The sequence below is a fragment of the Kitasatospora sp. GAS1066B genome (genome assembly GCF_041262605.1).
GTDB lineage: Bacteria > Actinomycetota > Actinomycetes > Streptomycetales > Streptomycetaceae > Kitasatospora.
Map to the genome: position 1 here is coordinate 110,332 of NZ_JBGCCO010000007.1, position 20,216 is coordinate 130,547.

The 20,216-nt window shown below is 72.3% G+C and carries 25 protein-coding genes and 1 pseudogene; 6 read left to right on the forward strand and 20 right to left on the reverse strand.

Translation table 11 applies throughout. The features are described from left to right. Nucleotides 1–10: 10 nt before the first annotated feature. The 9 genes from ABH937_RS09850 to ABH937_RS09890 all read right to left on the reverse strand — a co-directional run bounded on the left by ABH937_RS09850 (nucleotide 11) and on the right by ABH937_RS09890 (nucleotide 5,886). On the reverse strand, nucleotides 11–388 hold the full coding sequence (locus ABH937_RS09850; RefSeq protein ID WP_370217930.1) for a hypothetical protein: 378 nt from the start codon (nucleotides 386–388) through the stop codon (nucleotides 11–13). Nucleotides 389–538: 150 nt separating this feature from the next. Next, nucleotides 539–736: a hypothetical protein gene (locus ABH937_RS09855; RefSeq protein ID WP_370217931.1), complete on the reverse strand. Its 198-nt coding sequence runs from the start codon at nucleotides 734–736 to the stop codon at nucleotides 539–541. 59 nt (nucleotides 737–795) lie between these two features. Further along, complete coding sequence (locus tag ABH937_RS09860) at nucleotides 796–2,001, reverse strand: hypothetical protein (protein WP_370217932.1); 1,206 nt, start codon at nucleotides 1,999–2,001, stop codon at nucleotides 796–798. A gap of 158 nt (nucleotides 2,002–2,159) precedes the next feature. Next, nucleotides 2,160–2,999 (reverse strand): hypothetical protein, encoded by an 840-nt coding sequence (locus ABH937_RS09865; RefSeq protein WP_370217933.1) that lies wholly within the window; start codon nucleotides 2,997–2,999, stop codon nucleotides 2,160–2,162. An 84-nt stretch (nucleotides 3,000–3,083) separates the two neighbouring features. Then, on the reverse strand, nucleotides 3,084–3,500 hold the full coding sequence (locus tag ABH937_RS09870; protein WP_370217934.1) for a hypothetical protein: 417 nt from the start codon (nucleotides 3,498–3,500) through the stop codon (nucleotides 3,084–3,086). Then, entirely contained in the window at nucleotides 3,497–4,177 is a 681-nt protein-coding gene (locus ABH937_RS09875; protein ID WP_370217935.1) for a hypothetical protein, read from the reverse strand. Before ABH937_RS09875 ends, ABH937_RS09870 begins: the two co-directional genes overlap by 4 nt. Beyond that, a complete protein-coding gene (locus tag ABH937_RS09880) occupies nucleotides 4,174–5,103 on the reverse strand; it encodes a mucin-2 (RefSeq protein WP_370217937.1) in 930 nt (309 codons plus the stop codon). The genes ABH937_RS09875 and ABH937_RS09880 overlap by 4 nt, the downstream gene beginning before the upstream one ends. A gap of 102 nt (nucleotides 5,104–5,205) precedes the next feature. Continuing rightward, nucleotides 5,206–5,394 (reverse strand): hypothetical protein, encoded by a 189-nt coding sequence (locus ABH937_RS09885; RefSeq protein ID WP_370217938.1) that lies wholly within the window; start codon nucleotides 5,392–5,394, stop codon nucleotides 5,206–5,208. 195 nt (nucleotides 5,395–5,589) lie between these two features. After that, a complete protein-coding gene (locus tag ABH937_RS09890; protein WP_370217939.1) occupies nucleotides 5,590–5,886 on the reverse strand; it encodes a hypothetical protein in 297 nt (98 codons plus the stop codon). A 390-nt stretch (nucleotides 5,887–6,276) separates the two neighbouring features. Between ABH937_RS09890 and ABH937_RS09895 the strand changes: the two genes are divergently transcribed. Both ABH937_RS09895 and ABH937_RS09900 read left to right on the forward strand, forming a co-directional pair. Continuing rightward, the gene (locus tag ABH937_RS09895; protein WP_370217941.1) at nucleotides 6,277–6,672 is read left to right on the forward strand and encodes a hypothetical protein; all 396 of its coding nucleotides are present in this window, start codon (nucleotides 6,277–6,279) and stop codon (nucleotides 6,670–6,672) included. Nucleotides 6,673–6,787: 115 nt separating this feature from the next. Further along, the gene (locus ABH937_RS09900; RefSeq protein WP_370217942.1) at nucleotides 6,788–6,973 is read left to right on the forward strand and encodes a hypothetical protein; all 186 of its coding nucleotides are present in this window, start codon (nucleotides 6,788–6,790) and stop codon (nucleotides 6,971–6,973) included. Between the two features lie 60 nt (nucleotides 6,974–7,033). On the opposite strand, the gene ABH937_RS09905 is transcribed toward ABH937_RS09900, so the two are convergent. Further along, nucleotides 7,034–8,725 (reverse strand): recombinase family protein, encoded by a 1,692-nt coding sequence (locus tag ABH937_RS09905; protein ID WP_370217943.1) that lies wholly within the window; start codon nucleotides 8,723–8,725, stop codon nucleotides 7,034–7,036. 52 nt (nucleotides 8,726–8,777) lie between these two features. Between ABH937_RS09905 and ABH937_RS09910 the strand changes: the two are divergent. The 3 genes and pseudogenes from ABH937_RS09910 to ABH937_RS09920 form a co-directional block, all read left to right on the forward strand. Beyond that, nucleotides 8,778–9,014 (forward strand): annotated as a pseudogene (locus tag ABH937_RS09910) (GNAT family N-acetyltransferase); the annotation flags it as partial. A gap of 147 nt (nucleotides 9,015–9,161) precedes the next feature. Continuing rightward, nucleotides 9,162–9,776 carry an alpha/beta fold hydrolase gene (locus ABH937_RS09915; protein WP_370146782.1) on the forward strand — a complete coding sequence of 205 codons (615 nt, stop codon included), beginning with the start codon at nucleotides 9,162–9,164 and terminating at the stop codon, nucleotides 9,774–9,776. 138 nt (nucleotides 9,777–9,914) lie between these two features. Then, nucleotides 9,915–12,146 (forward strand): trehalose-6-phosphate synthase, encoded by a 2,232-nt coding sequence (locus ABH937_RS09920; protein WP_280689347.1) that lies wholly within the window; start codon nucleotides 9,915–9,917, stop codon nucleotides 12,144–12,146. On the opposite strand, the gene rpmF is transcribed toward ABH937_RS09920, so the two are convergent. From rpmF to rpmB, 4 genes are all read right to left on the reverse strand, one after another. Further along, nucleotides 12,112–12,276, reverse strand: a complete 165-nt coding sequence (gene rpmF / locus ABH937_RS09925) for a 50S ribosomal protein L32 (protein WP_280689346.1) — start codon at nucleotides 12,274–12,276, stop codon at nucleotides 12,112–12,114. The two genes, ABH937_RS09920 and rpmF, sit on opposite strands and share 35 nt — an antisense overlap. Before the next feature lie 62 nt (nucleotides 12,277–12,338). Then, nucleotides 12,339–13,526 (reverse strand): GTP-binding protein, encoded by a 1,188-nt coding sequence (locus ABH937_RS09930; protein ID WP_370217944.1) that lies wholly within the window; start codon nucleotides 13,524–13,526, stop codon nucleotides 12,339–12,341. A 14-nt stretch (nucleotides 13,527–13,540) separates the two neighbouring features. Continuing rightward, nucleotides 13,541–13,846: a 30S ribosomal protein S14 gene (rpsN, locus tag ABH937_RS09935; protein WP_280689344.1), complete on the reverse strand. Its 306-nt coding sequence runs from the start codon at nucleotides 13,844–13,846 to the stop codon at nucleotides 13,541–13,543. Further along, entirely contained in the window at nucleotides 13,846–14,082 is a 237-nt protein-coding gene (rpmB, locus tag ABH937_RS09940) for a 50S ribosomal protein L28 (protein WP_370217945.1), read from the reverse strand. Before rpmB ends, rpsN begins: the two co-directional genes overlap by 1 nt. Nucleotides 14,083–14,242: 160 nt before the next feature. Here rpmB and rpmG point away from each other — a divergent pair, with 160 nt between their 5' ends. Continuing rightward, complete coding sequence (rpmG, locus tag ABH937_RS09945; RefSeq protein WP_280689342.1) at nucleotides 14,243–14,407, forward strand: 50S ribosomal protein L33; 165 nt, start codon at nucleotides 14,243–14,245, stop codon at nucleotides 14,405–14,407. Between the two features lie 40 nt (nucleotides 14,408–14,447). Here the strand turns inward: rpmG and ABH937_RS09950 are convergent, their stop codons facing one another. The 6 genes from ABH937_RS09950 to ABH937_RS09975 form a co-directional block, all read right to left on the reverse strand. Beyond that, complete coding sequence (locus ABH937_RS09950) at nucleotides 14,448–14,765, reverse strand: metalloregulator ArsR/SmtB family transcription factor (protein ID WP_280689341.1); 318 nt, start codon at nucleotides 14,763–14,765, stop codon at nucleotides 14,448–14,450. Nucleotides 14,766–14,876: 111 nt separating this feature from the next. Continuing rightward, entirely contained in the window at nucleotides 14,877–15,179 is a 303-nt protein-coding gene (locus ABH937_RS09955; RefSeq protein ID WP_280689340.1) for a hypothetical protein, read from the reverse strand. Nucleotides 15,180–15,407: 228 nt separating this feature from the next. Continuing rightward, entirely contained in the window at nucleotides 15,408–16,196 is a 789-nt protein-coding gene (locus tag ABH937_RS09960; RefSeq protein WP_280689339.1) for a class I SAM-dependent methyltransferase, read from the reverse strand. Between the two features lie 157 nt (nucleotides 16,197–16,353). Continuing rightward, nucleotides 16,354–17,655: an MFS transporter gene (locus ABH937_RS09965; protein WP_370217946.1), complete on the reverse strand. Its 1,302-nt coding sequence runs from the start codon at nucleotides 17,653–17,655 to the stop codon at nucleotides 16,354–16,356. A gap of 66 nt (nucleotides 17,656–17,721) precedes the next feature. After that, nucleotides 17,722–18,987, reverse strand: coding sequence for an ATP-grasp domain-containing protein (locus ABH937_RS09970; RefSeq protein ID WP_370217947.1), 1,266 nt, complete (start codon nucleotides 18,985–18,987; stop codon nucleotides 17,722–17,724). 39 nt (nucleotides 18,988–19,026) lie between these two features. After that, the gene (locus tag ABH937_RS09975) at nucleotides 19,027–20,211 is read right to left on the reverse strand and encodes an aminotransferase class V-fold PLP-dependent enzyme (RefSeq protein WP_280689336.1); all 1,185 of its coding nucleotides are present in this window, start codon (nucleotides 20,209–20,211) and stop codon (nucleotides 19,027–19,029) included. Nucleotides 20,212–20,216 lie beyond the last annotated feature (5 nt).

The following is a 20,216-nucleotide window of genomic DNA, read 5'->3' on the forward strand; positions in this document are numbered from 1 at the left end:
GAACTTTAGATCACGAAACGGTTACGGCGCAACCGTCTTCGTCGTCCTGTTGTTCAGCCTGGTCGAGCACGGCCTGCACATGGTCCTCGGAGAGGCCCAGCGCGGCGGCGATGTCCTCGATCGGCAGCTCGTGCTCCTCGTCTGCCTCGACGATCGCCATGTCGAGGTACGAGTCGGGGTATCGGCCCACCTCCACACCCTCCTTGACGGCGCGCAGCATCGCCTGGGCCCGTTCGGTCTCGTGCTGCACGAACAACGTGGTGACCTTCGCAGCCCAGTCCTCGGAGGCTGCGCCGTGCTCCGGCAGCTCGGCTACCAGCCTCGGCCTGCCGGCGGGCCGCTTCCTGTCGCCGGCGACGTTGGCGGACTGCTCGGTGTGCTCGGTCATGACGTGGCCCCCCTGGTCTCGTGTGCTGCGGGTCGGTACTGCGCGGAGCCGGAGCCCACCGTCAGTAGGGTAGGCGGCAGCCCCGACAGGTCTCTCTGTCCGTGGGCCAGGGCCCGCCGGGCGGTAGCGTCGCCTTGGCGGGCCCGTCGATCACTGGTCGCGGTGCGCCCGGAGGATCTGGTGCACGCGCCCTTCGGTCAGGTGCAGATCGCGCGCGATCTGGGCGGCCTTCGTGCCACCGTCCCTCGCCTCAACGATGATCCGGGCGAGCTGCGGGGCGAGCTGGCGTTCCTCGGCCTTGATCCGGACGGCGTCGGCGTAGGTCAGCGGCTTCTCGGGCTCGGGCATCGGTTCGGCGTCCTTCCGGGGCTGCCGGCCGGGCGGGTGCCCGGCCGGCGTCAGCGTTCTCACTGCCTACTCTGGCCGATCCGCTCGCGCTCCGCGGCAGCAGCCCTGATGATCTCGGCCCGCAGCTGGCGCACTCGGTCGCCAGCGGGGAAGCAGTTCAGGAGCCCCTCGACCTCCGCCACGTTGCCAGCCCGGATCGCGGCGGCCAGGGCCCGCTCGGCAATCCGTCGGAAGCCGAGGTCTCCGGGCAGGTCAGCCGGCTCGGCGTCCTGCGGTCGGTGGACGAACACGCACGTCACGCTTCCACGCTCGACCTGCCAGCCCACGGTGCGGAACGCACCCCGGTACTCGTCGAGTTCTCCCACCCACGGGCTTCCGTCCGTGTCGGTCCGCTGGCCGTTCACCAGTTGGTAGATCGCTACCCGGCCGCCGCCGCGCGGAACGACCCAGAAGCCGGTGGCGTCGGCGCACTCCTCGGCGTCGTCGCCGTACAGCCGGGCCGGCTCGTAGCCGCACAGCTCCAGGACGACGATCGCCGCGTGCACGTCCGGATTGGTCGTGTCGGCGGGCAGGCATCCGTACGCCTCGTCTTGGTGCGCAACGATGCTGCCCTCGATCGGTGCCGGGCCGTACTTGGCCCGCGCGGAGGCCCGCCGCACCTCGGACTCGGCGAGGTAGGCGGCCCGGTCCGCGGCAGCCGTTTCCTTGAGACGCGCCATGTCGGCCGCGTCGAAGCCCATCTTGACGTGGACCCGCATCGGGCCGTCCGGCAGCGGCTCAACGGGCGTGCTGTCGGCCTGTGCAGGCTGCTCGGTCAGCGCGATGCGGTTGCCGTTGGAGTCGACGGCCCAGGCATGACGGAACATCCCGGCAGCCTGGCGCACCTCGTCGAGGGTGCCGGCCGCCCGGGTCGAGTGCCCGGTGCAGGCGTCGCGCTCGCAGACGTCGCGCGGGTCCTCGCAGACCTGGAGCGCGTACCGGCCGGCCGGCCGCGCGTCGTGCAGCCCCATGGCGGCCTGCTCGAACGCGTTCGTGGCGACCGTGACCACCACGGGGGCGGCTGGCGCCGGCGCGGCGTTGCGGGCGGCGTGAACGCGCTCGCAGCTCTTGCACATGCGCAGGGTGCCGGCGGCGATGGCCGCGGCGAGCGCCTCGGGCGTGATCTCGTGGGCAACGTCCGTGGTGTCACGTCCGCACTCGGTGGCCCAGGGCTCGTGCTCGTGGTGCACGACGCGGGCCTTGGGGCCGGTGGTGGTGTAGCGCATCGGGGTCTCTCCCTGTGCTGGCGTGGGTGCCGGGTAGCGTCCGGCCCTGCACTCTTTGCAGTAATGATTACTGTAATGATTACAGTCGCGCTGGGCAAGGGGATGCACAAAGCCGCCCAGAGTCAACGTCACTCTGGGCGGCTGGAGTTGGGCGACGACTACGCGGCGGCCGGGTGGTCGACGGCCTTCTCGAACGCGGCGATCAGCGACACCAGATCGGTGGCGCCCCACACGCGCCGCTGCTCCTCGTCCAGGGGAAGCGGCGCGGGGCAGGCCGGTCCGGTCGCGCAGGTCACCCGGGGCGCCTGCCCGTCCGCGGTGTGCAGCACCAGGCCGGCGCCGGCGCACCACGGGCACGCTCGCCCCTCGATCGGCGTCGACCGGGCATCAAGTTCGAGGACTCGCAGCACGAGGCGTTCGCACTGCCCGGCTACGCGGATCGCCTCGTGTTGCAGGTGTTCGGGCAGCAGGCCGAACAGTGCGGGCTGCACCGTGTAGTCGACGGCCGGTTCCGGGGTGGTGTCCTCATCGAGGAGACGTCCCTCGACCCACAGCGCGGCGAAGTGGAGGCCGTGGCGGCGGCTGCCCGGATCGGTAGGGCTGCGGTAGACCCAGCGGCGCGGGTCGCCGGCGTCGGCCTGGTCGTCGGCCCAGACGGCGGGACGCCCGGGGCTGGAGATTCGCTGACGGGCGATCGGGCGTTGGACGCCGGCCGCGAGCGTGTCGGCCAGGTCGAAGAGCAGCGTTTCGACCCGCACGGCGGCATCGAGTGCGGCCAGGTTGAGCGGGGCCGGGTGCTCGCGCAGGGTGAGCGGCGCCCGGTCGGCGACGATCAGGTCGACGTCCGCGGCGAGTTGCTGTGCAAGGTGAGTGGACAGCTGCGCGGGCGGCCACGCGGCGGCCGGCGGGGTCTCGACGGCGACCAGCAGCGCGCCCCACTCCCGGCGGACGGTGCGCAGCTGGGCGGCGGCTCGGTGACGGCGGGCGGGCTGGTACACGGTCGTGTTCTCTCCAGGTCTTGGTGCGCGGGTGGTTGGTGACCCGGGCGCCCCTCTCGGCAGTACGGGGGCGCCCGGGTCGGTTCAGGAGGCCGCCGGCGGGCGGCGGACGACCGGCCGCAGACGGTGGGCGGCGCGGGCCAGCGCGAAGGCGTCGAGCAGCTGCGCGGCGAGCATGTCCTCGTACGCCTCCGATGCCAGTTCCGCCGGGCTCTGCGCGGCCTTCAGGCGGGCCAGTTCAGCCTCCGTCGCCGCGGCGTTCCGGGCGCGGTCCAGTGCCCGGCGAAGTGCCTGGCGCAGGAGGTGGGCGCGGGCCCGGCCGGCGACGGCAATGCGCGACCACTCGGTGCACCACTGCCGGTAGGTGGCCATGTCGTTGACGCCGGCACGAAGGAGGGCGGCCTCGGCGGGCAACAGGGTGCCGCGCTCGGCCCGGTCGACCAGGTGCAAGAGCGCTTCGACGTCGGACTCGCGGCGGTGCGGGGCGGGGTTGGTGGTCATGCTGCACTCTCCTGGTGGGTGGTGGCCGTGGCGGCGTCGATGCGGCTGGGGTGCGGTGTGCGGCGGCGGGTCCAGGTGCCGGGTCGGTCGGTGGTGGCGTTGGTGCGCCGCCGGCACTGCTCCCCGGCCGGCGCGCGGCACCACGTGCACGGCACGGACAGGGCGTCGGGTCGGCCGGCCGCGGCGGCGGCCTCCCGCGCGGCCCGCGCCGGGCGGTACGGGGCCAGTGCGGCGCCGACGTCCGCGGGAAGCGCGCGGCCGGCGAGGCGGGCGGCGACCGTCGGGTGCGGGCCGCCGGTCAGCTGCCGGGAGTCGGCGGGCGCGGCCTGCCCGGTGGCGACCGCGTGCCGCTGCGCCCGGATGGCGTTCTGGTAGGCGGCGACGTCGTCGGGGTCGACGGCGGGGCGGGGGTCGGTGTGGCGGCCGAGCAGGTCCCGGCGGTGGGCCGCCCAGGGGCGGGTGACGTCGACCGGCAGCACCGGGTACGGGCTGGACTCGACGTGCCGGCGCACCACCGCGGCGGCGTCCCACCCGCCGGGGGTCATGGCGGGCACGTCGCGCAGCAGCTCGCACCAGGTAGCCAGTTGGCCGGCGGTCTCGGTGGGGTCGAGCAGGGCGGCGCGCGGGTCCAGGCGGCCGACGTAGGCGAGAAGGGCGGCGACTTCCTCGCGGGTCATGCGCTGTCCTCCTCGTGGCTGGCGGTGTTCATGTCGTTGAGGGCGGCCTGAAGTGCGGCAGCGTGCTGATCGGCGCGTGAAGGGCGCGAGGGCGGCACGGCCTGAAGGTGGCGTGCGGCGGCCGGTTGGTCGGGCCGCTCCTGGTTGATCCACTGCTGCCAGTTGAGCCGCCACTGCTGCACGGTCCGCGCGGGGCCGGTGGCCCGGTGGACGCGCCACTTGGCGGTGGCGTGGTCCAGGCCCTCCAGTCCCAGGCGTTGGAGGTGACCGGCCGTCGCCGCCCAGGCGAGCAGCGCGTCGTCCGGTTCCCAGTCGGCGGGCAGAGCGCAGAGAGTGGAGGTGGGCGGCGGCCCGCTACGGCCTGAACTCTCTCTACTGCCCCCGCCACCCTCTACGGGTCGGGTCGGGTCGGGCCGGGACCGGTGGGACACCCCCGCGCCGTCCGGGTGGGACACCCCGCTCTGGCCTGGGCTTTCGTCGAAATCCGGGGGTGAATCAGGGGCGGATCCCTCGCCGTCCGGGTCCGGATCGGCGCCGAACGGTGGCGGATCGGCGGGCGAATCGCGGCGCGTTCGCTGGCGATCACGGCCCTTTTGCTTCCGGTCCGCCTCCCGCTTGCGGGTGCCCTCGACGCTGGCCCGGGTGGGGTTGTAGCGCAGGAAGTCGTGCATCAAGTACTCGCCGACGGTCACCGTCGGGCACCGCGAGCAGGTGTGGCCGCTCTCGTGCCACAGGCCGGACTTCACCAGCTTGGCGGCCTGGGGGCCGGTGCCGAACATGGTGGCGATCACGGCCGGGATACGGCCCTCGGTCAGGTGCTGTGCGGTGTAGGCGCCGCAGCGAAGCCACAGCCCGAGTGCTGCGTTCCCGGCCGCGATCAGCTTCGGGTGTGAGTAGGCGGTATCGTCAACTTTGAACCAGGTCACGGGTGTTGTGCTCCATCGGGCAGCGCGGGCCAAGGGTCGCGGGGCGCCGCGCACGTGGTGCCGGCGTGGGGAGTTGGTGGAACGGGCGGATTGGCCGGCCGGTCAGGCCAGGGCGGCGATGGCGGCGAGGCCGTCCAACTGGCCTGGCACGTCGCAAGGTTCAGTGGTGGCGCGGTCCTCGGCCTTGTCGCGGCGCCGTGCGGGCCGAACCGGCTTGGTGATGGTCTCCGGGTACGGGACGCCGCTGCCGTCGACTGCCAGTTGCAGCGCGACCGCTGCCGTCTCATGCATGGCCGGCCCCGGTCCCACGGGCGCCGGCTCTGCGGCGGCCGATGGCGGCGATGCGTGCCAGGTACCACCCGGGCTCGCCCGCGGCCCGTGCGGCCTGCCAGACCGCCCTCACCTGCTCGACGTCCACCGCGGCGGCGGCTTCGCCGATGAACAGCCGGCCCGACCGCGGAGGCAGCCCCGGCGGACGGACGGCACTCACGCAGCCACACCCCCAACGACCGGGCGCCGCTGCTCGCCGACGTACCGGGCGTAGACCCGGTGCTCACCCTGAACGGTGCGGGCAACGGCCTGGAACGCCCCCGCCGGACCGTAGGCGGCCAGCTTGGCGGACCGGATCGCCTGTGCCGCCGAGGCGGCGCGGGTGATGGTGGCGGCCCGTTGCACAACCGCCCACTCGGCCGGCCGGCCGCGCAGGGCCCGAGCGATCTTGCTGTGCTTGGTCTCGGCGGCCGGCGGCGGGCCGATGAACTCCATGACGTGTGCGGCGCTCATGCCGCAATCCGCTCGACGACGGGACGGGCCGCAGCCTGCTCGGCGGCCAGGCGCTCGGCCCGAGCTCGCCGGATGTGGGGCCCGAGGATGCGCGCCACCAGTGAGACCTGCTCGTCGCTTGGATCAGGCCACCCCTGCACCTGCGCAGGCTGGGCGACACGGCCGGTAGTAGACATCGGTTCCCCCCGTTCGTTTCTGTTGCGGAACGAAGACAGGTGGGACGTCAGAACGTGCAGCTCAGAGCGTTGCGCCTGTCTCCGTTTCGAGACACGGGCAACGCTAGAGCGGCCGATAGTGCACGTCAACGCATATCTGCATTGGTCGAACCAGTGATATGTGCGCTTCAATGGGCGTGTTCGCGTAACGCGACACGAACGGAGATGAGAAACGATGTGGGAGTCGACCCCGTTCGCCGACATGGTGCGCGAAGCAGCCACAGGCGAAGGCGTGACCTACCGGAAGCTGGCCGAGGCGGCGATCGACCCGCAGACACGCCAGGCCCTGAACCACAATGCCCTGTGGAAGATAGCCAACGGTGAAGCGGTCAAGATCGCCCCATGGATCGTGAGAGCGATCGCCGCGGCCATCGGCAGGGACGTCCGTGAGGTGCAAGCCGCGGCGGCCGAGCAGTACATCGGACTGACCGCCGGCGACCCCTTCGGAGCGACCACGCCCGAGGCGTCTGTCGTCGTCGCGCACGTCCCCGGACTGCGCCCGGCAGACATGCCGAAGGTGGAGGAACTGCTAAGGAACTGGGCCTCAGGTTCTGGGCGTCCCTCTAGTTGAAGTTTGACCAGAACGCGGGTGACCTGCGGTGTTGCGGGCGATACTGTGTGAAAGTTCGATTCGGAACTGTGTGCGAATCGTACGTTCCTACATGCCCACAGGGGGAAGACTCCGCATGATCAAGGTCTGCCGTACCCGGCTCGATGCCGGCGCCCCGGCGGTCGTTCGCGCGACCGCGGAGGACCTCGTCCTTGCAGTTGACGATCGGCACATCACGCCGACCGGCGCAACTGCCATCGAGACGGCTCTGAACGGGCTGGCAGATGGCGACCCCGGGGCGGGGCCGGGTGGCGACTCATGAGGTGTCACCACATAGTGATCGGGCCGCCCAGCAGACGCTGGGCGGCCCGTTCGGCTTCTGCTACGCGGCCAACTTCATCCCGCGCGGTGTCACAGTCACGTACCTGCCGATAGTGGTCTCGTCCGTCCTCACACCCTGGCCGGCCGTCCGGAGCCGAACGTCAAGCAGCGACTCGGCGATCAGGCGCCGCTGTTCGAGATCCAGCTTCTTCCACGCAGCTTCGATGTCCCGGCGATCTCCGACCGCGATGTCGCGGACGACCGGCGGAACCCGCAGAGTCGCCGCCTGCTGCTCCTTCTCCTTTATCCGGGGAAGCAGGTCAGACTCGATGGCTGTCAGCGCCGCAGCGGAGACCCCACCGGTCGCAGCCGACTTGTAGAACTCTTCGAGACGGGCCTGCAAGATCGCAAGCTCGCCCTGCGCTTCCGCGTGCTTCGCAGCCCGCTCCTTGTCGTTCTCCAAGTACGCCGCGACCCAGGCCGGCTCGGACAGCCAGTCGAACAGCTGGCCCTCGACGAAGCGGTCGACGAGTTCAATGTCAAGCGAGAAGTGCGTGCACTTGTACTGCCTCACCAGCTTGCCCTCACCGGTCGCGGGGTCGATGGTCCGGTGCCGCCGCCCACTCGTGTAATGAGGGAAGCCGCAGTGACCGCACCTGCCGATCCCCGAGAGCCAGTGCACGGCGGCCGTGGGATGAGAATTGCCCCGCGTCCCCTTGCGCTTCGCCTCGATCGCAAGACACTGGGCGTGCGTCGCCGGGTCAACGATCCGCGGCCGGGCGTCCTCCTTGGTCACCTGGCCGTGGGACACACGGGCGCCAACGTAGCTCGGATCAAGCGCGTACTTCTTGATCGTCCAGGTGTTCCACTCAGCGACCACCAAGGGCAGCTCACGTTCGTTGAAGTCATCGGCGATGCTCTTTGCCGCCTCCTCGTCGCCGAGCAGTCGTGCGGCGGCCTCGGCCTTGATCTCGGGGTGCATCGGGTGGTCCCCCACCTCGGCCCGCGCCACCACCTCAACCTGCTTGGCCGTCCACCGGTCGCCCGGCGGCGGGATCTTCTCGGCAAGCAGGTACCTACGGATCTTCGCCGGACCGTCGCCAGCCGCCCACCGCTTGGCGATCTCCGCAATGGCCGGGCCCTCAACGGGGTTCACGACCTCCTCAATGAACGCACCCGTACGCGGGTCGTACACGCGGTCGTAGCCGTACTTTTTCGGTCCGTGCGGGCGACCGTTGGCGGCGTTGGCGCGCAGTGCGCGCTTAACGTTGTCCCGAAGTTCGTCGACCTCGCGCTCACCAACCAGGGCGTCGAGGCCGGTGCGAAAGCGGTCGTCCTTCGAGGACATGTCGTACACCCGGCCGCCGTAGCAAAGCAGCACGCCGGCCGCCGCGCACGCGTCACGCAGCCGCACGTAGATCGCAAGGTCGCGCTGCAACCGGTTCGACGCCCAGCTGATCACCATGTCGAGCCGGCGGTGCTCGATGTCGTCGAGCAGGCGCTCGAACTCGTCTCGCTCCTTCCCGCCGTACCGCGAGGCCGAGATTCCGTCATCGACGTACTCGCGCCCCTCCCCGATCGTCACCCGAAGGCGCGCGGCGTCGGCGTACGACGCTTCGAGCTGCTCAGCGACGGAACGGTGCTTCGACTTCTTCTTGCCCGCGTAGTTCGACTTCCGGGCGTAGATACCCGCCCGCTTCCCCTCGTACGGCTCTCGCGGGTCAGACGGCCCGGCGAACGTCTCCAGCGACATGCGCATCCCCTCCGATGATCACCGATCATACGTGTGTGTCTATCGAAGGACTACGAAACTACTGCTGCTCGCCCACGCCTTCGAGGAACTGGGCATGGGCCGGGTGATGTTGAAGACCGACGGCCTCAACGAGCGTTCGCAGCAGGCGATACGCCGCCTCGGCGCACGGTACGAGGGCGTCCACCGACGCGAGAAGCGTCGCCAGGACGGGACGTTCCGCGACAGCCAGTACTTCGCGATGCTCGCCGGCGAGTGGCCGGCGGCCAGGGAACACCTGCTGGCACGGCTCGGCGCCCACGAACCGCAGTCGACCGACCTGGCGGTTCCGGCGTCGAGGCGTCAGGTCGAGGCGGTGCAGCAGACCCTGGCGGTCGACGGGGAGAAGATCGCCTGCGGCGTGCTGCTACCGGTCGGCGAAGCGGCGGGCCGCACCGCGGTGCTGCTGCACGGCGCGGGCACGGCCGACCGGTCCGTGCACGGCGACCTGGCGCGACTGCTGGCCGAACGCGGCTGCCGCGTGGTCACGTTGGACTTCTCGGGGCACGGTGCCAGCAGCGGCCGGCTGCAGAAGCTGAGCCTGGCGCGGCGGTTGCGGCAAGCCCGGTCGGTGATCGACGAGCTCGCCCCCGAGACCGATCAACTGCTGCTGGTCGGCGCGAGCATGAGCGGCCAGACCGTCGCCGACCTGCTCGGGCACTACGGCAGCCGGGTGGCGGCGCTCGGCCTGCTGGCCCCGGCCGTCTACCCGCGCCGGGCCTGGGACCTGGCCTTCGACGCGGGCTTCACCGAGGTCATCCGCACCCCTGACGCCTGGCGCGACTCGGCCGCCCTGGAGATCTACGCCGCCTTCACCGGTCGGGCGGTGCTGGCGGTGCCCGCCGAGGACCACGTGATACCGCCCGCCGTGAACCAGGCCCTCGTCCAAGCACTCGCCAGGCGGGCCGACTTCACGCATCTGGTGTTCCCCGACGCCACCCACCATCTCGGCCGGTACTTCCGGTCCCACCCTCGCGAGTGCGCCCAGGTCGCCGACCTGCTCGTCGGCGCCTGACCCGCGCGCCCTGCCGGCCTGCTCAACTCGCCACCCCGCCGGGGCGAAGGCGTCACTGCGGATATGACTGTCTGTCAGCTGACTGTCCATCAGTGTTAACGTCGCTCTGATCCGCGACGAGCGCCTGGGGGCACGGCTGTGACAGATCCGATCCTGGTCACCGACCTCGACGGCACGCTGCTGGGCGGCACCACCCGGGACCGGCGGCGCCTGCGGGACACGCTGGCCCGCCACCCGGAGCTGACGCTCGTCTTCGCGACCGGGCGCGGGCTGCCCTCGGTGCGCGAGGCACTGCGCGACCCCTTGCTGCCCCGTCCGCACTGGGTCATCGCCGACATCGGCGCGAGCGTCCTGGACGGCACCGACCTGTCCCCGGTCCGACCGCTGCAGGCCCGGTTGCGCGCCGGCTGGCCCGGGCCCGAGCGGGTGCGCCGGGCGCTGCGCCGCTTCCCCGCGCTGGAGTACCAGGACGGGGTGGCCCAGGACGGCCGTTGCTCGTACTACCTGCGGCCCGACCGGCTGACCGAGCAACTCACCGATGCGGTGCGGGCATTGGGGTGCTCATGGATCTACTCCGGCGAGCGGTACTTCGATGTGCTGCCGCCGGGGGCGTCCAAGGGCGGCGCGCTGCGGGCGCTGGCGGAACAGTCGGGCTGGCCGATGGACTCGATCCTGGTCGCCGGCGACAGCCTCAACGATCTGTCGCTGTACGGGCTGGGCGCGCACGGCGTGATCGTCCAGGGCGCCGAGCCCGCCCTGCTGTCGGCCGTGCCTCCGCAAGCCGCGGCGCACCGGCCGGCGCGGGCGGGTGCCGGGGGCATCCTGCGGGCGCTGCTCGACCTGGGCTGGGTGGAACCCGAGGTCCCGCTGGTGATCGGGTACCACCGGCCACCGGCGACCTGGACCCGCGAGCACGGCTGGCGGGAACCGGCCAGTCCCAACGGGATCCTGCCCACCCTGCGGCACCTGCGCGGCAACGGCGGCGGTCGTGCCGCCGGGCCGGATGCCGGGCTGACCGCTGGGCCGGACACCGGGTTGGACGCGGTCTGGGTGGCCGCCACCGTCGCGGCGGACGGGACGCCGCCCGACCGGCTGCCGGCGGGGCACGGCACCGGCCTGCCGCTCTCCTTCCTGCCGCTGAGTCCGCGGCAGTGGGCCGGCTACGTCCACCGGGTCTGCAAGGAGACGCTCTGGCCGGTGCTGATGTCCGAACCGCAGCGGCTGCGCTTCGACCCCGCCGGTTGGGCGCTCTACCGCACGGTGAACGAGCGGTTCGCCGACCGGATCAGCAGCCACGCGGCGGACGGCGCCACGGTCTGGCTGCACGACTACAACCTGTGGCTGGTCCCGGGCCTGCTCCGCGCGGCCCGTCCCGACCTGCGGATCGGCCTCTTCCATCACACGCCGTTCCCATCGCCGGAGGTCTTCGCCACGCTGCCGACCGCGGCCGAGATCCGCGCCTCGCTCGGCTGCCTGGACTGGGCCGGGTTCCACACCGCCGCGTTCGCCGAGCATTTCCGGCAGGTCCTCGCGGTCGATGCCGGGCGGGTGGACACCGGCCGGTTGCCGCGGCTCGGTGTCCACCCGCTCGGCATCGACCGCGACGCCGTCGCCGCGCTGGCCCGCGCCCGGGCCGGGGCCAGCGCTGCGCGACCGCGTCGGCGGCAAGGTCCGCAGGCCGGCCCGCTGGTGCTCGCCGTCGAACGCCTCGACTACGCCAAGGCCCCGGTGCAGAAGGTGGCGGCGATCGGGGCGCTGCTCGCCCGCCGCCCCGATCTGCGCGGACGGCTGCGCTTCCGCCTGGTCTGCCCGCCGCCCGAGCCCGGTATCACCGCCTACGACGCCACCCGCCAGGCCCTGGAGCAGCGCGTCGCCGAGGTCAACCAGCAGTGGGGCACCGACTCCTGGCAGCCCGTCGAGTACCTTCCGAAGTCGCTGCCGTTCCCCGAAGTGGTCGACCACTACCTGGCGGCCGACGTGCTCTGGGTGACCTCCCTCCAGGACGGTATGAACCTCACCGCCAAGGAGTTCGTCGCCGCGCAGGCGGCGGTGCACGGATCCGGGGTGCTCGTGCTGTCCCGGCACATCGGCGCGGCCGAATCGCTGGGCTCGGCGGCGATCCTCACCGACCCCCGCTCCCCCGAGGACCTCGGCGACCGGCTGGAACTGGCCCTTGCCCTGCCACCGGCCGAGCGGCGCGAACGCCTCGCCCGGCTCGCCGACCGGCTGGGACGCGAGCCGCGGCCGGCCGCCTGGGCGGCCCGGATCATCGCCGCGATCGGCGGCGCCGAGCCGCCGGCCGGCTCGGCGGTCGGGCGTACCGCGCCGCTCGGCGTCAGGGGACGAGCAGTCCGCGCTCGTACGCCTTGACCAGGTTGCGCGGCACCAGCAACTCCTGGCCCTGGACGGTGATCGGGACGAGCTGCGGGGCGCTCGCCTTCCACTGCGCGCGGCGGTGGCGCGTGTTGCTGCGGGACATCTTGCGCTTGGGGACGGCCATCTGGGTTCTCCGGAAAGGTGGTTGGGATCAGCGGGTGGTATTTCGGGGTGGCGAGGGGGAAATCAGGACGGCGTGTCCAGCAGATCGGCGAACGCGTCGGGCAGCGCCTTCCAACCCGGCTCGCCGGCCACCAGTTCGGCGTCGGTGAGCAGGCAGGAGTCGAGGAGTTCGACGATGCCGTCGGCGTCCAGGCCCTCGGCGGTGAAGCTGAGTTGCTGGACCCGGTCGCCGTGCAGCGGGTGCCAGTCCAGGGCGGCGGCGGCCCGGCGGGCGGGCGGGTAGAGGTCCCAGGCGGCGTCGGGCAGTGAGGCCAGCCAAGGGCCGCACTCCTCCACCGCCAGGTTGGCCCCGGCGGCGTCCCAGGCGAACATCAGGTCGGGACGGTTGGCCAGCCAGAACCGGCCGCGGCTGCGCTGGGCGGCGGGGACCAGCTGTTCGAGCGCCTCGTGCAGCCGGGTCGGGTGCAGCGGACGCCGGCGCTCCCAGACCACGGTGGCCACGCCCGCCGCGTCCTGTTCCTGCGGCAGCTGGGCGAGCGCCGGGTTGACCCGGTCCCGCGCGGCGGCGACGTCGAAACCGCCGAGCGCCGCCCGGATCAGCTCACCGGTGCCGAGCCGCACCACCCGGGCGGTGGAATGCAGTTGGTGGAGCATCGCGAGACCCGCCCGCCGTTCGGGCGCCTCATCCGCCTGGCCGGCTCGCGGCACGGCCAGCACGGTGGCGTACTCGAGCTGGTGGGCGAGCGCCTCGGCACGGGTGCGGCCGTCGTCGGCGCAGGTGTGCAGGGCGTGCTCGACCAGCTCGTCCGACACGGACAGCTCGCCGATCAGCCGCAGCGGGTCCAGCACGCCGACCACACCCGCGAGTTCGACCACCTCGTGCATGCAGCGGTCGCCCACCTCGCCGCCCGCGATCAGCTCCACGATCGGGTGCGGGTCACTGCCGCCCCACAACTCGACCACCGCGAGGCCGTACTGCCCGGCCTCGGCGATCCGCAGCAGTTCGGGCAGCAGGTCCTCGCGCGCCGCGCAGCAGGGGCAGTCGTTGGTCAGCGGGACCGTGGCGGGCGCGAAATCGCCCTTTTCGTCGTGGATGTGACGGTGCACCAGACCGCTGGACGCGTCCCGCAGGTCGTGCTGGAGGACCACGGCGTCGACGCAGCCCGCCAGCAGTTCGCGGACGGCCTGGCGGCGCTCGGCCGCGTGCAGCCCGGCGACCACCACCACGGGCAGCCTCAGGTCTTCGGGCACGGCTCCTCCTTCGGTCACCAGCTGGACTTGCGGACACCGGGCAGGTGGCCGGCATGGGCGAGGGTGCGCAGGTTGATCCGGGAGAGGCCGAAGGCGCGCTGATAGCCGCGCGGGCGGCCGTCGACGGCGTCCCGGTTGCGCAGCCGGGTGGCGCTGGCGTCCCTGGGCTGGCGGCTCAGCTCCTGCTGGGCGGCCGCCCGTTCGGCCGGCGTACTGGTCGGCCGGGCGATGATCCGCTTCAACTCGGCGCGGCGATCGGCGTAGTGGGCGATGGTCCGGCGGCGGGCCTCGTTCTTGGCGATCTTGCTCTGCTTGGCCATCAGACCTTCTCCCCTCGGGCACGGATCCGCGCGACGGCGGACTCGACGCCGATCACGTCGACGGTCTTGAGCCCCTTGGCGCTGAGGGTGAGCCGCACGTACCGGCCCTCGCTCGGCAGCCAGTAGCGCCTGCGCTGGATGTTCGGGTCGAAGCGGCGCGGGGTGCGACGGTGGGAGTGGGAGATGGCGTTGCCGAAACCGGGCTTGCGGCCGGTCAGTTGGCAGTGGGCGGACATGGCGGTCTCCGGTGGGCGGGCGCGGCGGGGCAGCGCGGCAGGGTGGGCGGGCGCACGGCCCGTCCTGGCGGAGCCAACAATACCTCAGATGAAAACGACTTCCATTTCGGTATAGTGACTCGACCGATCCAGCCCACCCTTCTCCGAGAGGACGATCCCGATGGCCCGCAACGAACTGCGCCCGATCATCAAGCTCCGGTCCACCGCCGGCACCGGCTACACCTACGTGACCCGCAAGAACCGCCGCAACGACCCGGACCGCCTGGTCCTGCGCAAGTACGACCCGATGGTCCGCCGCCACGTCGACTTCCGCGAGGAGCGCTGACGGGCTGATACACCGTCAGGCCGCTTGCCGAGGGCGCGGACTACGCCTCGGCGGCGTGCCGGATGGCGTCCAGCACGATGTGCGCCACGTGCTCGTCGGTGAGCGAGTACTCGATCTCGCGGGACTTGCGGTGGGCGGTGACGATCCGCGCGGCGCGCAGCAGCCGCAGGTGCTGGGAGACCAGCGGCTGGCTCACGCCGAGCGCGGCCACCAGCTCGTGGACCCGCCGGTGGCCGTCGGCCAACTCCCGCACGATGCCCAGCCGGACCGGCGCGGCCAAGGCGCGCAGCAACTCGCTGGCGGCCTGCAGCTCGGCCGACGACGCACCGGGAGTACCGGGGGCTGGGTCCATTGCCATATGCATACCTTAATACCTGGGAATGAGTATCAATCCCACCCCAGGACCGGCAAACACGCCGGGGGCGGGCCGGGGATCACCCCGACCCGCCCCCATGCGCACCAGCAGGACTCAGTGGTCGTCCCAGTGGCCCTGGTGACTCGCGTGCCGGTGCCCGTCGTGGACGTAGTCGACGTGGTCCTCGTGCGGCACGGCCACATGCCCGCAGTCCACGCCGTGCTGGTGCGCGTGGTCCGAGTGGACGGCGTGCTCGGCCTCGGCGCACTCGTCGACGTGGTCGCCGTGCACCCGGTGCAGGTGGTTGTCGTGCGCGTAGTCGACGTGGTCGCCGTGCGGGATGGCGACATGACCGCAGCCCTCCCCGTGGGCGTGCGGGTGCTCGGCGTGGGTGCGGTGCAGCGTTGCGGCAGACATCGAAGGTCCCTCTCGCGTATGGCGCCGGGGCGGGCAGCCCGAAGCCGCGTCCGCCACCGACCTGACTGCTCGGTGCATCTAGATGTCAGCATATAACGATGTCTGCATATGTCGAGCAGGCCACGCGACCTCTTCCCGGCGGCCCGGTCGATGTCCCCCACGGTCATCGACCGGGCCGCTGTCCGATGACGCCCCCACGGCGTCACCGGCGCCGTCGCCGCACGCCGCTCAGCGCACGGCGACCAGAACGCAGCTGCTCCCGTACTGCCAGACCGGCCCCACGTGCCGGAAGCCGGCCTCCCGGAGCAGCTGTTCGTGCTGGGCCGCCGACAGGCCGTTGCCGTCGCCGGCGGCCGGCGCGAGCTGCCGCTCGCGTGCGGTGAGCAGGTCGGCGAACTCGGGATTCCGCCGGGCGTCGGCCCACCAGGTCGTCCAGTCCTCCGCGTCGTCCACGCCGTGTCGCCCGGCGTGGCGGCGGCCGACCAGCTCGGCGAGTGCGGCCAGCACCGGATCCTCGGGCATCAGGTGGTCGCCGTTGACCAGGACCCCGCCGGGGCGCAGCACGCCCGCCAGGTCCCGGTAGATCTCCCGCAGGCTCGCCGGCTCCGGGTAGTGCAGGGCCGTGCTGGAGACCGCCGCGTCCAACGGGCGGTCCAGCTCCAGCGCTTCGATCCACCCCGGCTGGCCGATCAGCACCTCGACGAAGCGGACCGCGTCCGCGTGCCGGGTGCGGCCCAGCTCGAGGAGCAGCGGATCGATGTCCGCCGCGACGATCCGCGCCCGGGGCAGGCGGGTGGCCAGACGAGCCGAGAGCGAGCCGGGGCCGCTGCCGAGGTCCACCAACAGCGGGCGGTCCTGACCCTCCGTCACCCGCTCGACCACGTCGGCGATCACGGTGAACCGCTCCTCGCGGTCCACCGCGTACCGCTCCTGCTGACGTTCCCAGCGCGCCACCCAGTCGACCGACCAGGCCGGTCGCTGCGGATCGGCGGACTGCAGCCGGGCGTTCTCGGGCATGGCGGGCGGGTTCCTCTCGGCTGCGGGCGGGATCGATGCCCACCCTACATCAGATGGAAACGAAAACCATTTCGCTTCTCAGTTCGGTCGCCGGTGCCCTGACCTGCCGAGCGCCGATGCCCTGACCTACCGGCAGGAAGGCCAGGCCGCAGGCATTTCAGCCCACCACCACCGGGTCCTCCGCGTGCCCGGCGCGCTCGTCCCGACGGACGGCCAAGGCGCCCGGCCAGGCCGCCACCCCGGCCGCGAGCGCCGTCGCGCCGGCCGCGGCGAGGAACCCCCAGGCCCACCCGCCCGGCTGATCCACGATCACCCCGCCGACCGCGGAGCCGAGAGCGGCCATCGACAGGTTGGTGGTGGTCAGCCAGGTGTACGCCTCGTTCAGCATGCTCTCCGGCGCCAGCCGGGACACCAGGCCCGCCTCGACGGTCATGGCGGGCGCGATGACCGCGCCGGTGAGCAGCAGCAGCACACCGAGGGCCGCCGAACCGGGCATCAGCGCCCAGAGCGCGTAGCCCACCGCCAGGCCGATCAGCAGCAGCACGAACTGGCGCACCTGCGAGGTCTTGAACTGCCGGGTGCCGTACCAGAATCCGGCCAGTGCGCTACCGATGCTCCAGACCGCGATCAGCACGCCCGTCACGCTGTCGGCGGCGCTGCCGTCGTGCGCCCGCGCATAGGCCGCCAGGGCCACCGGCGAGGCCCCGAAGGAGAACGCGATGCCGGCCACGCAGAGCAGCAGCATCGGGAAGCCCGGCGCTCGCAGCGGGCCCAGTCCGCGGGCGCGGACTCGCGCCGCGTCGGGGCGCAGGCCCCGCATCCCCCGCCCGGTGGTCAGCGCCAGCGTGCCGAGACCGGTGAGGACGGCCGAACTCGCCAGCGCGGCGGCCGGACCGGCGATCGCGGCGGTGGTCCCGAAGGCCGAGCCGAGCGGCCGGCCGATCAGCATGAAGGCCGAGACCAGCAACGGGCCGACCACGAAGACCACTTCGAAGAGCGTGGACTCGGCGGCCATCGCGGCGGTGCGCGCCTCGCTGCGCCCACTGTCCGGGCCGGTCAGCACCGTCCAGGCCGCGCGCAGCGCCGGGCCGACCGAGGGGAAGAAGGCTCCCGAGAGCGCCGCGATGGCACAGAGCAGCGGCACCGGCAGGCGGTACAGCACCGCTGTCAGCAAGCCCAGTTGGGTCAGCGAGTAGACCGTGGCGAAGCCGAGCAGCACTCGGCCGGGGCCGAGGCGGTCCGCCAACCGTCCGCCGATCGGGGCCGCGCACGCGGTGGCGATGGAGGTGGCCGCGCCGACCGAGGCGGCCAGGCCGTAGCTGCCGGTCGTCTGCTTGAGCAGCAGCAGCCACGCCAGGACGGTGATCCCCATCCCGAGTCGCGCGATCACCCCGCCGACCAGCAGCAGCGGGGCCCCGGGGACTCGCCAGACCTGCCCGTACTGCCCGGTTGAGAACATCTGCGGCTCCACGGTGTCGAGTGGGTGCGGCCCGCCGGGGCAGGCGGAGGGACTGACGGCGCCAGGTCAGGGCGCGACTCCGACGGACTCCAGCTCGTAGAAGCCGCGGCCGTCCAGGTAGCAGAGCGTCCCGAAGTCGCGGGCCACCACCTCCTCGACCGGGTGGGCCAGCGTCACCATCATCGGCTCCGAGCTGTCGTCGACGGTCACCGGCAGCCGGTCGCCCGGCTTCACCGTCATGCGCAGGTCGTGGAAGCTCTCCAGCCGCTCGACCTGGTCGAGCAGGGGGTACGAGCGCAGCACGCCCTGGACCGGCGAGGTGAGGAAGGCCAGCGCCACGTGCCGCTGGATCCGGTACGGGGCCTGGTGGTTCGCGAGGAACCGGGCCGGGTCGGTGTAGGCGTCGACCGTCCACTCGATCTGCGACTCCCCCGCCGCGACCTGCGCGTAGTAAGCCGTGTCGGCGCCGCAGAGCCGCACCCCGACCTCCACCAGGCACGGCCCGTCGGGGGTCAGCATCACCTCCAGGTGCGCCGGACCGTGCCGGACCCCGAGGGCGTCGAGCACCGCAAACGCGTACGGCACCAGTTGCTCGCGGGCCCGGCTCGCGGACGGCACCAGGAGCGCACCGCTGATCCGGTCGCGGACACCGTTGGCCGACAGCTTCGTGTACTTCCACAGGTCGGTGGCCCGGTGCCGGCCGTCCCGGCTCACCGTGTTGACCACGTACTCCGCCCCGACCAGGTACTCCTGCGCGACCACGCCCTCGTTGCGGTTCGCGAAGATGTTGGTCCGGTCCTTGACGGCCCGGTAGGCGGCCACCGACTCGGTGGGGGTGTCGCAGAACATGACCCCGTCGTTGCCAGCGCTGCGGATCGGCTTGACCACCACCCGGCCACCGATCTCCCGGTGCCAGTCGGCCAGTTCGTCCGCGCTGTCGACCAGCAGCTGTCGGGCGCCGCGCAGTCCGGCCGCCTTGATCGTGTCGATCTGGACGTACTTGTTGCGCCTGGCCTCGCTGAGCGCGCTGCCGTTGGTCGCCAGCCCCAGCGATTCGCTGATCCGGTCGGCGAGTTCGACCCCGAGCTCGCCGCCGGTGAGCACCGCGATCGGTCGATGGGCGGCGACCGCCGCCACCGTCGCGGCCAGGTCGCCCCGGTGGACGATGTTGTCGCTGAACCGGTCGAGGCTGACGCTCGCCCGGTAGACCGGCGGCGCCTCCAGGGTGCTCTGCACCCGCACGCAGGTGTAGCCCGCCTTGCCGAACGCCTCCGCCAGCCGAATGGTCGGCGCGTAGACGTCGACCAGCACCACCGTGCCCTTGCTGTTCACGGTTCCCCACCTCACAGTTCTTCAGTAGCTGACACACCGTCACATCGTGGCCAGGACGGCGAGCAGGCGGTCGATCTCCGCCACCGTGTTGTACGCGTGCAGGCTCACCCGCACCGAGCTGTCCCGCTCGCCGGCCCGGCCCTGGCAGTGGCCGTCGGCGCGCACCATGAAGCCGTGGCTGGACAGGATGAAGCCCAGGTCGTTGGAGCTGATCCTGTGGTGCCGGAAGGTCACGATCCCGGCCCGCTGCTGGACCTCGGAGTCGGCGGCCAGGCTGAGTTGGCAGCCGAGGATCTCGTAGCTGTCCAGCCCGCGCAGCGTGTCGGTGAGGCGGGCGGCCAGCGCGACCGTCCACCGCTCGATCCGCTCCGGGCCGGCCGCGTCCAGCCAGTCGAGCGCGGCCTCCAGGCTCGCGATGCCGCTGGTGTTGGGCGTACCGCTCCAGCCGCCGGGCCTGAACTCCGGGCCGCGCAGGTTCCGCGCCCAGAGGGCGCCGGTGCCGGGCAGGGCCATCGCCTTGTGACCGGAGAAGATCACGAAGTCGACGTCGAGCGCGCCGGCGTCCACCGGCAGATGTCCGACGCTCTGCGCGGCGTCCAGGCAGATCGGCACGGACGGGCCGACGGCCGCGCGGATCCGGTGCACGTTCATGTTCCCGCCGTAGACGTGGTGCACGTGGGTGGCCGCCACGAACGCGGTCCGCTCGGTGACCAGTTCGGCCAGGGCCGCCTGGTCGTAGTCGTGCGACGCGCTCTCGTAGGGCAGTTCGCGCACCGCGATGCGCACGCCCTGGCGCGCGAGCGACTCCTGGGCCTCCAGCCAGGGCAGCGCGTTGGCCTGGTGGTCGGCGAAGGGCACGATGATCTCGTCCCCGTCGTGCAGGTACCCGGGCAGCCAGTCCCGGGCCACCGCGCGCAGTCCTTCGGTGGCACCGCTGACGAAGTGCACGCCCGAGCGCTGCGGGTCCGGGTCCCCGAGGAACCGGGCGACCCGCTGCCGGGTCCGCTCGACCAGCGCGGTGGTGTCGTTGGCCCAGCGGTAAGTACCGCGACCGGCATTGGCGTTGGCCGTGGTCAGGTAGCTGTGCACGGCGTCGAGCACGGCCTGCGGCTTCTGCGAGGTGGCCGCGCTGTCCAGGTAGGCCTGCTCGGGGTTGCCCACGACGATCGGGAACTGGGCCCGCAACTCGCGCTGCCAGTCGCGGAGATCGTCGAGCACGGTCATCGGAC

Excerpts from the sequence above, each read along its gene's own strand:
- ABH937_RS09850 (WP_370217930.1), bottom strand. The coding sequence starts at position 388 with ATGACCGAGCACACCGAGCAGTCCGCCAACGTCGCCGGCGACAGGAAG.
- ABH937_RS09855 (WP_370217931.1), bottom strand. The coding sequence starts at position 736 with ATGCCCGAGCCCGAGAAGCCGCTGACCTACGCCGACGCCGTCCGGATC.
- ABH937_RS09860 (WP_370217932.1), bottom strand. The coding sequence starts at position 2,001 with ATGCGCTACACCACCACCGGCCCCAAGGCCCGCGTCGTGCACCACGAG.
- ABH937_RS09870 (WP_370217934.1), bottom strand. The coding sequence starts at position 3,500 with ATGACCACCAACCCCGCCCCGCACCGCCGCGAGTCCGACGTCGAAGCG.
- ABH937_RS09875 (WP_370217935.1), bottom strand. The coding sequence starts at position 4,177 with ATGACCCGCGAGGAAGTCGCCGCCCTTCTCGCCTACGTCGGCCGCCTG.
- ABH937_RS09885 (WP_370217938.1), bottom strand. The coding sequence starts at position 5,394 with ATGCATGAGACGGCAGCGGTCGCGCTGCAACTGGCAGTCGACGGCAGC.
- ABH937_RS09890 (WP_370217939.1), bottom strand. The coding sequence starts at position 5,886 with ATGAGCGCCGCACACGTCATGGAGTTCATCGGCCCGCCGCCGGCCGCC.
- ABH937_RS09895 (WP_370217941.1), top strand. The coding sequence starts at position 6,277 with ATGTGGGAGTCGACCCCGTTCGCCGACATGGTGCGCGAAGCAGCCACA.
- ABH937_RS09900 (WP_370217942.1), top strand. The coding sequence starts at position 6,788 with ATGATCAAGGTCTGCCGTACCCGGCTCGATGCCGGCGCCCCGGCGGTC.
- ABH937_RS09905 (WP_370217943.1), bottom strand. The coding sequence starts at position 8,725 with ATGTCGCTGGAGACGTTCGCCGGGCCGTCTGACCCGCGAGAGCCGTAC.
- rpmF (WP_280689346.1), bottom strand. The coding sequence starts at position 12,276 with ATGGCCGTCCCCAAGCGCAAGATGTCCCGCAGCAACACGCGCCACCGC.
- rpsN (WP_280689344.1), bottom strand. The coding sequence starts at position 13,846 with ATGGCCAAGCAGAGCAAGATCGCCAAGAACGAGGCCCGCCGCCGGACC.
- rpmB (WP_370217945.1), bottom strand. The coding sequence starts at position 14,082 with ATGTCCGCCCACTGCCAACTGACCGGCCGCAAGCCCGGTTTCGGCAAC.
- rpmG (WP_280689342.1), top strand. The coding sequence starts at position 14,243 with ATGGCCCGCAACGAACTGCGCCCGATCATCAAGCTCCGGTCCACCGCC.
- ABH937_RS09950 (WP_280689341.1), bottom strand. The coding sequence starts at position 14,765 with ATGGCAATGGACCCAGCCCCCGGTACTCCCGGTGCGTCGTCGGCCGAG.
- ABH937_RS09955 (WP_280689340.1), bottom strand. The coding sequence starts at position 15,179 with ATGTCTGCCGCAACGCTGCACCGCACCCACGCCGAGCACCCGCACGCC.
- ABH937_RS09960 (WP_280689339.1), bottom strand. The coding sequence starts at position 16,196 with ATGCCCGAGAACGCCCGGCTGCAGTCCGCCGATCCGCAGCGACCGGCC.
- ABH937_RS09965 (WP_370217946.1), bottom strand. The coding sequence starts at position 17,655 with ATGTTCTCAACCGGGCAGTACGGGCAGGTCTGGCGAGTCCCCGGGGCC.
- ABH937_RS09975 (WP_280689336.1), bottom strand. The coding sequence starts at position 20,211 with ATGACCGTGCTCGACGATCTCCGCGACTGGCAGCGCGAGTTGCGGGCC.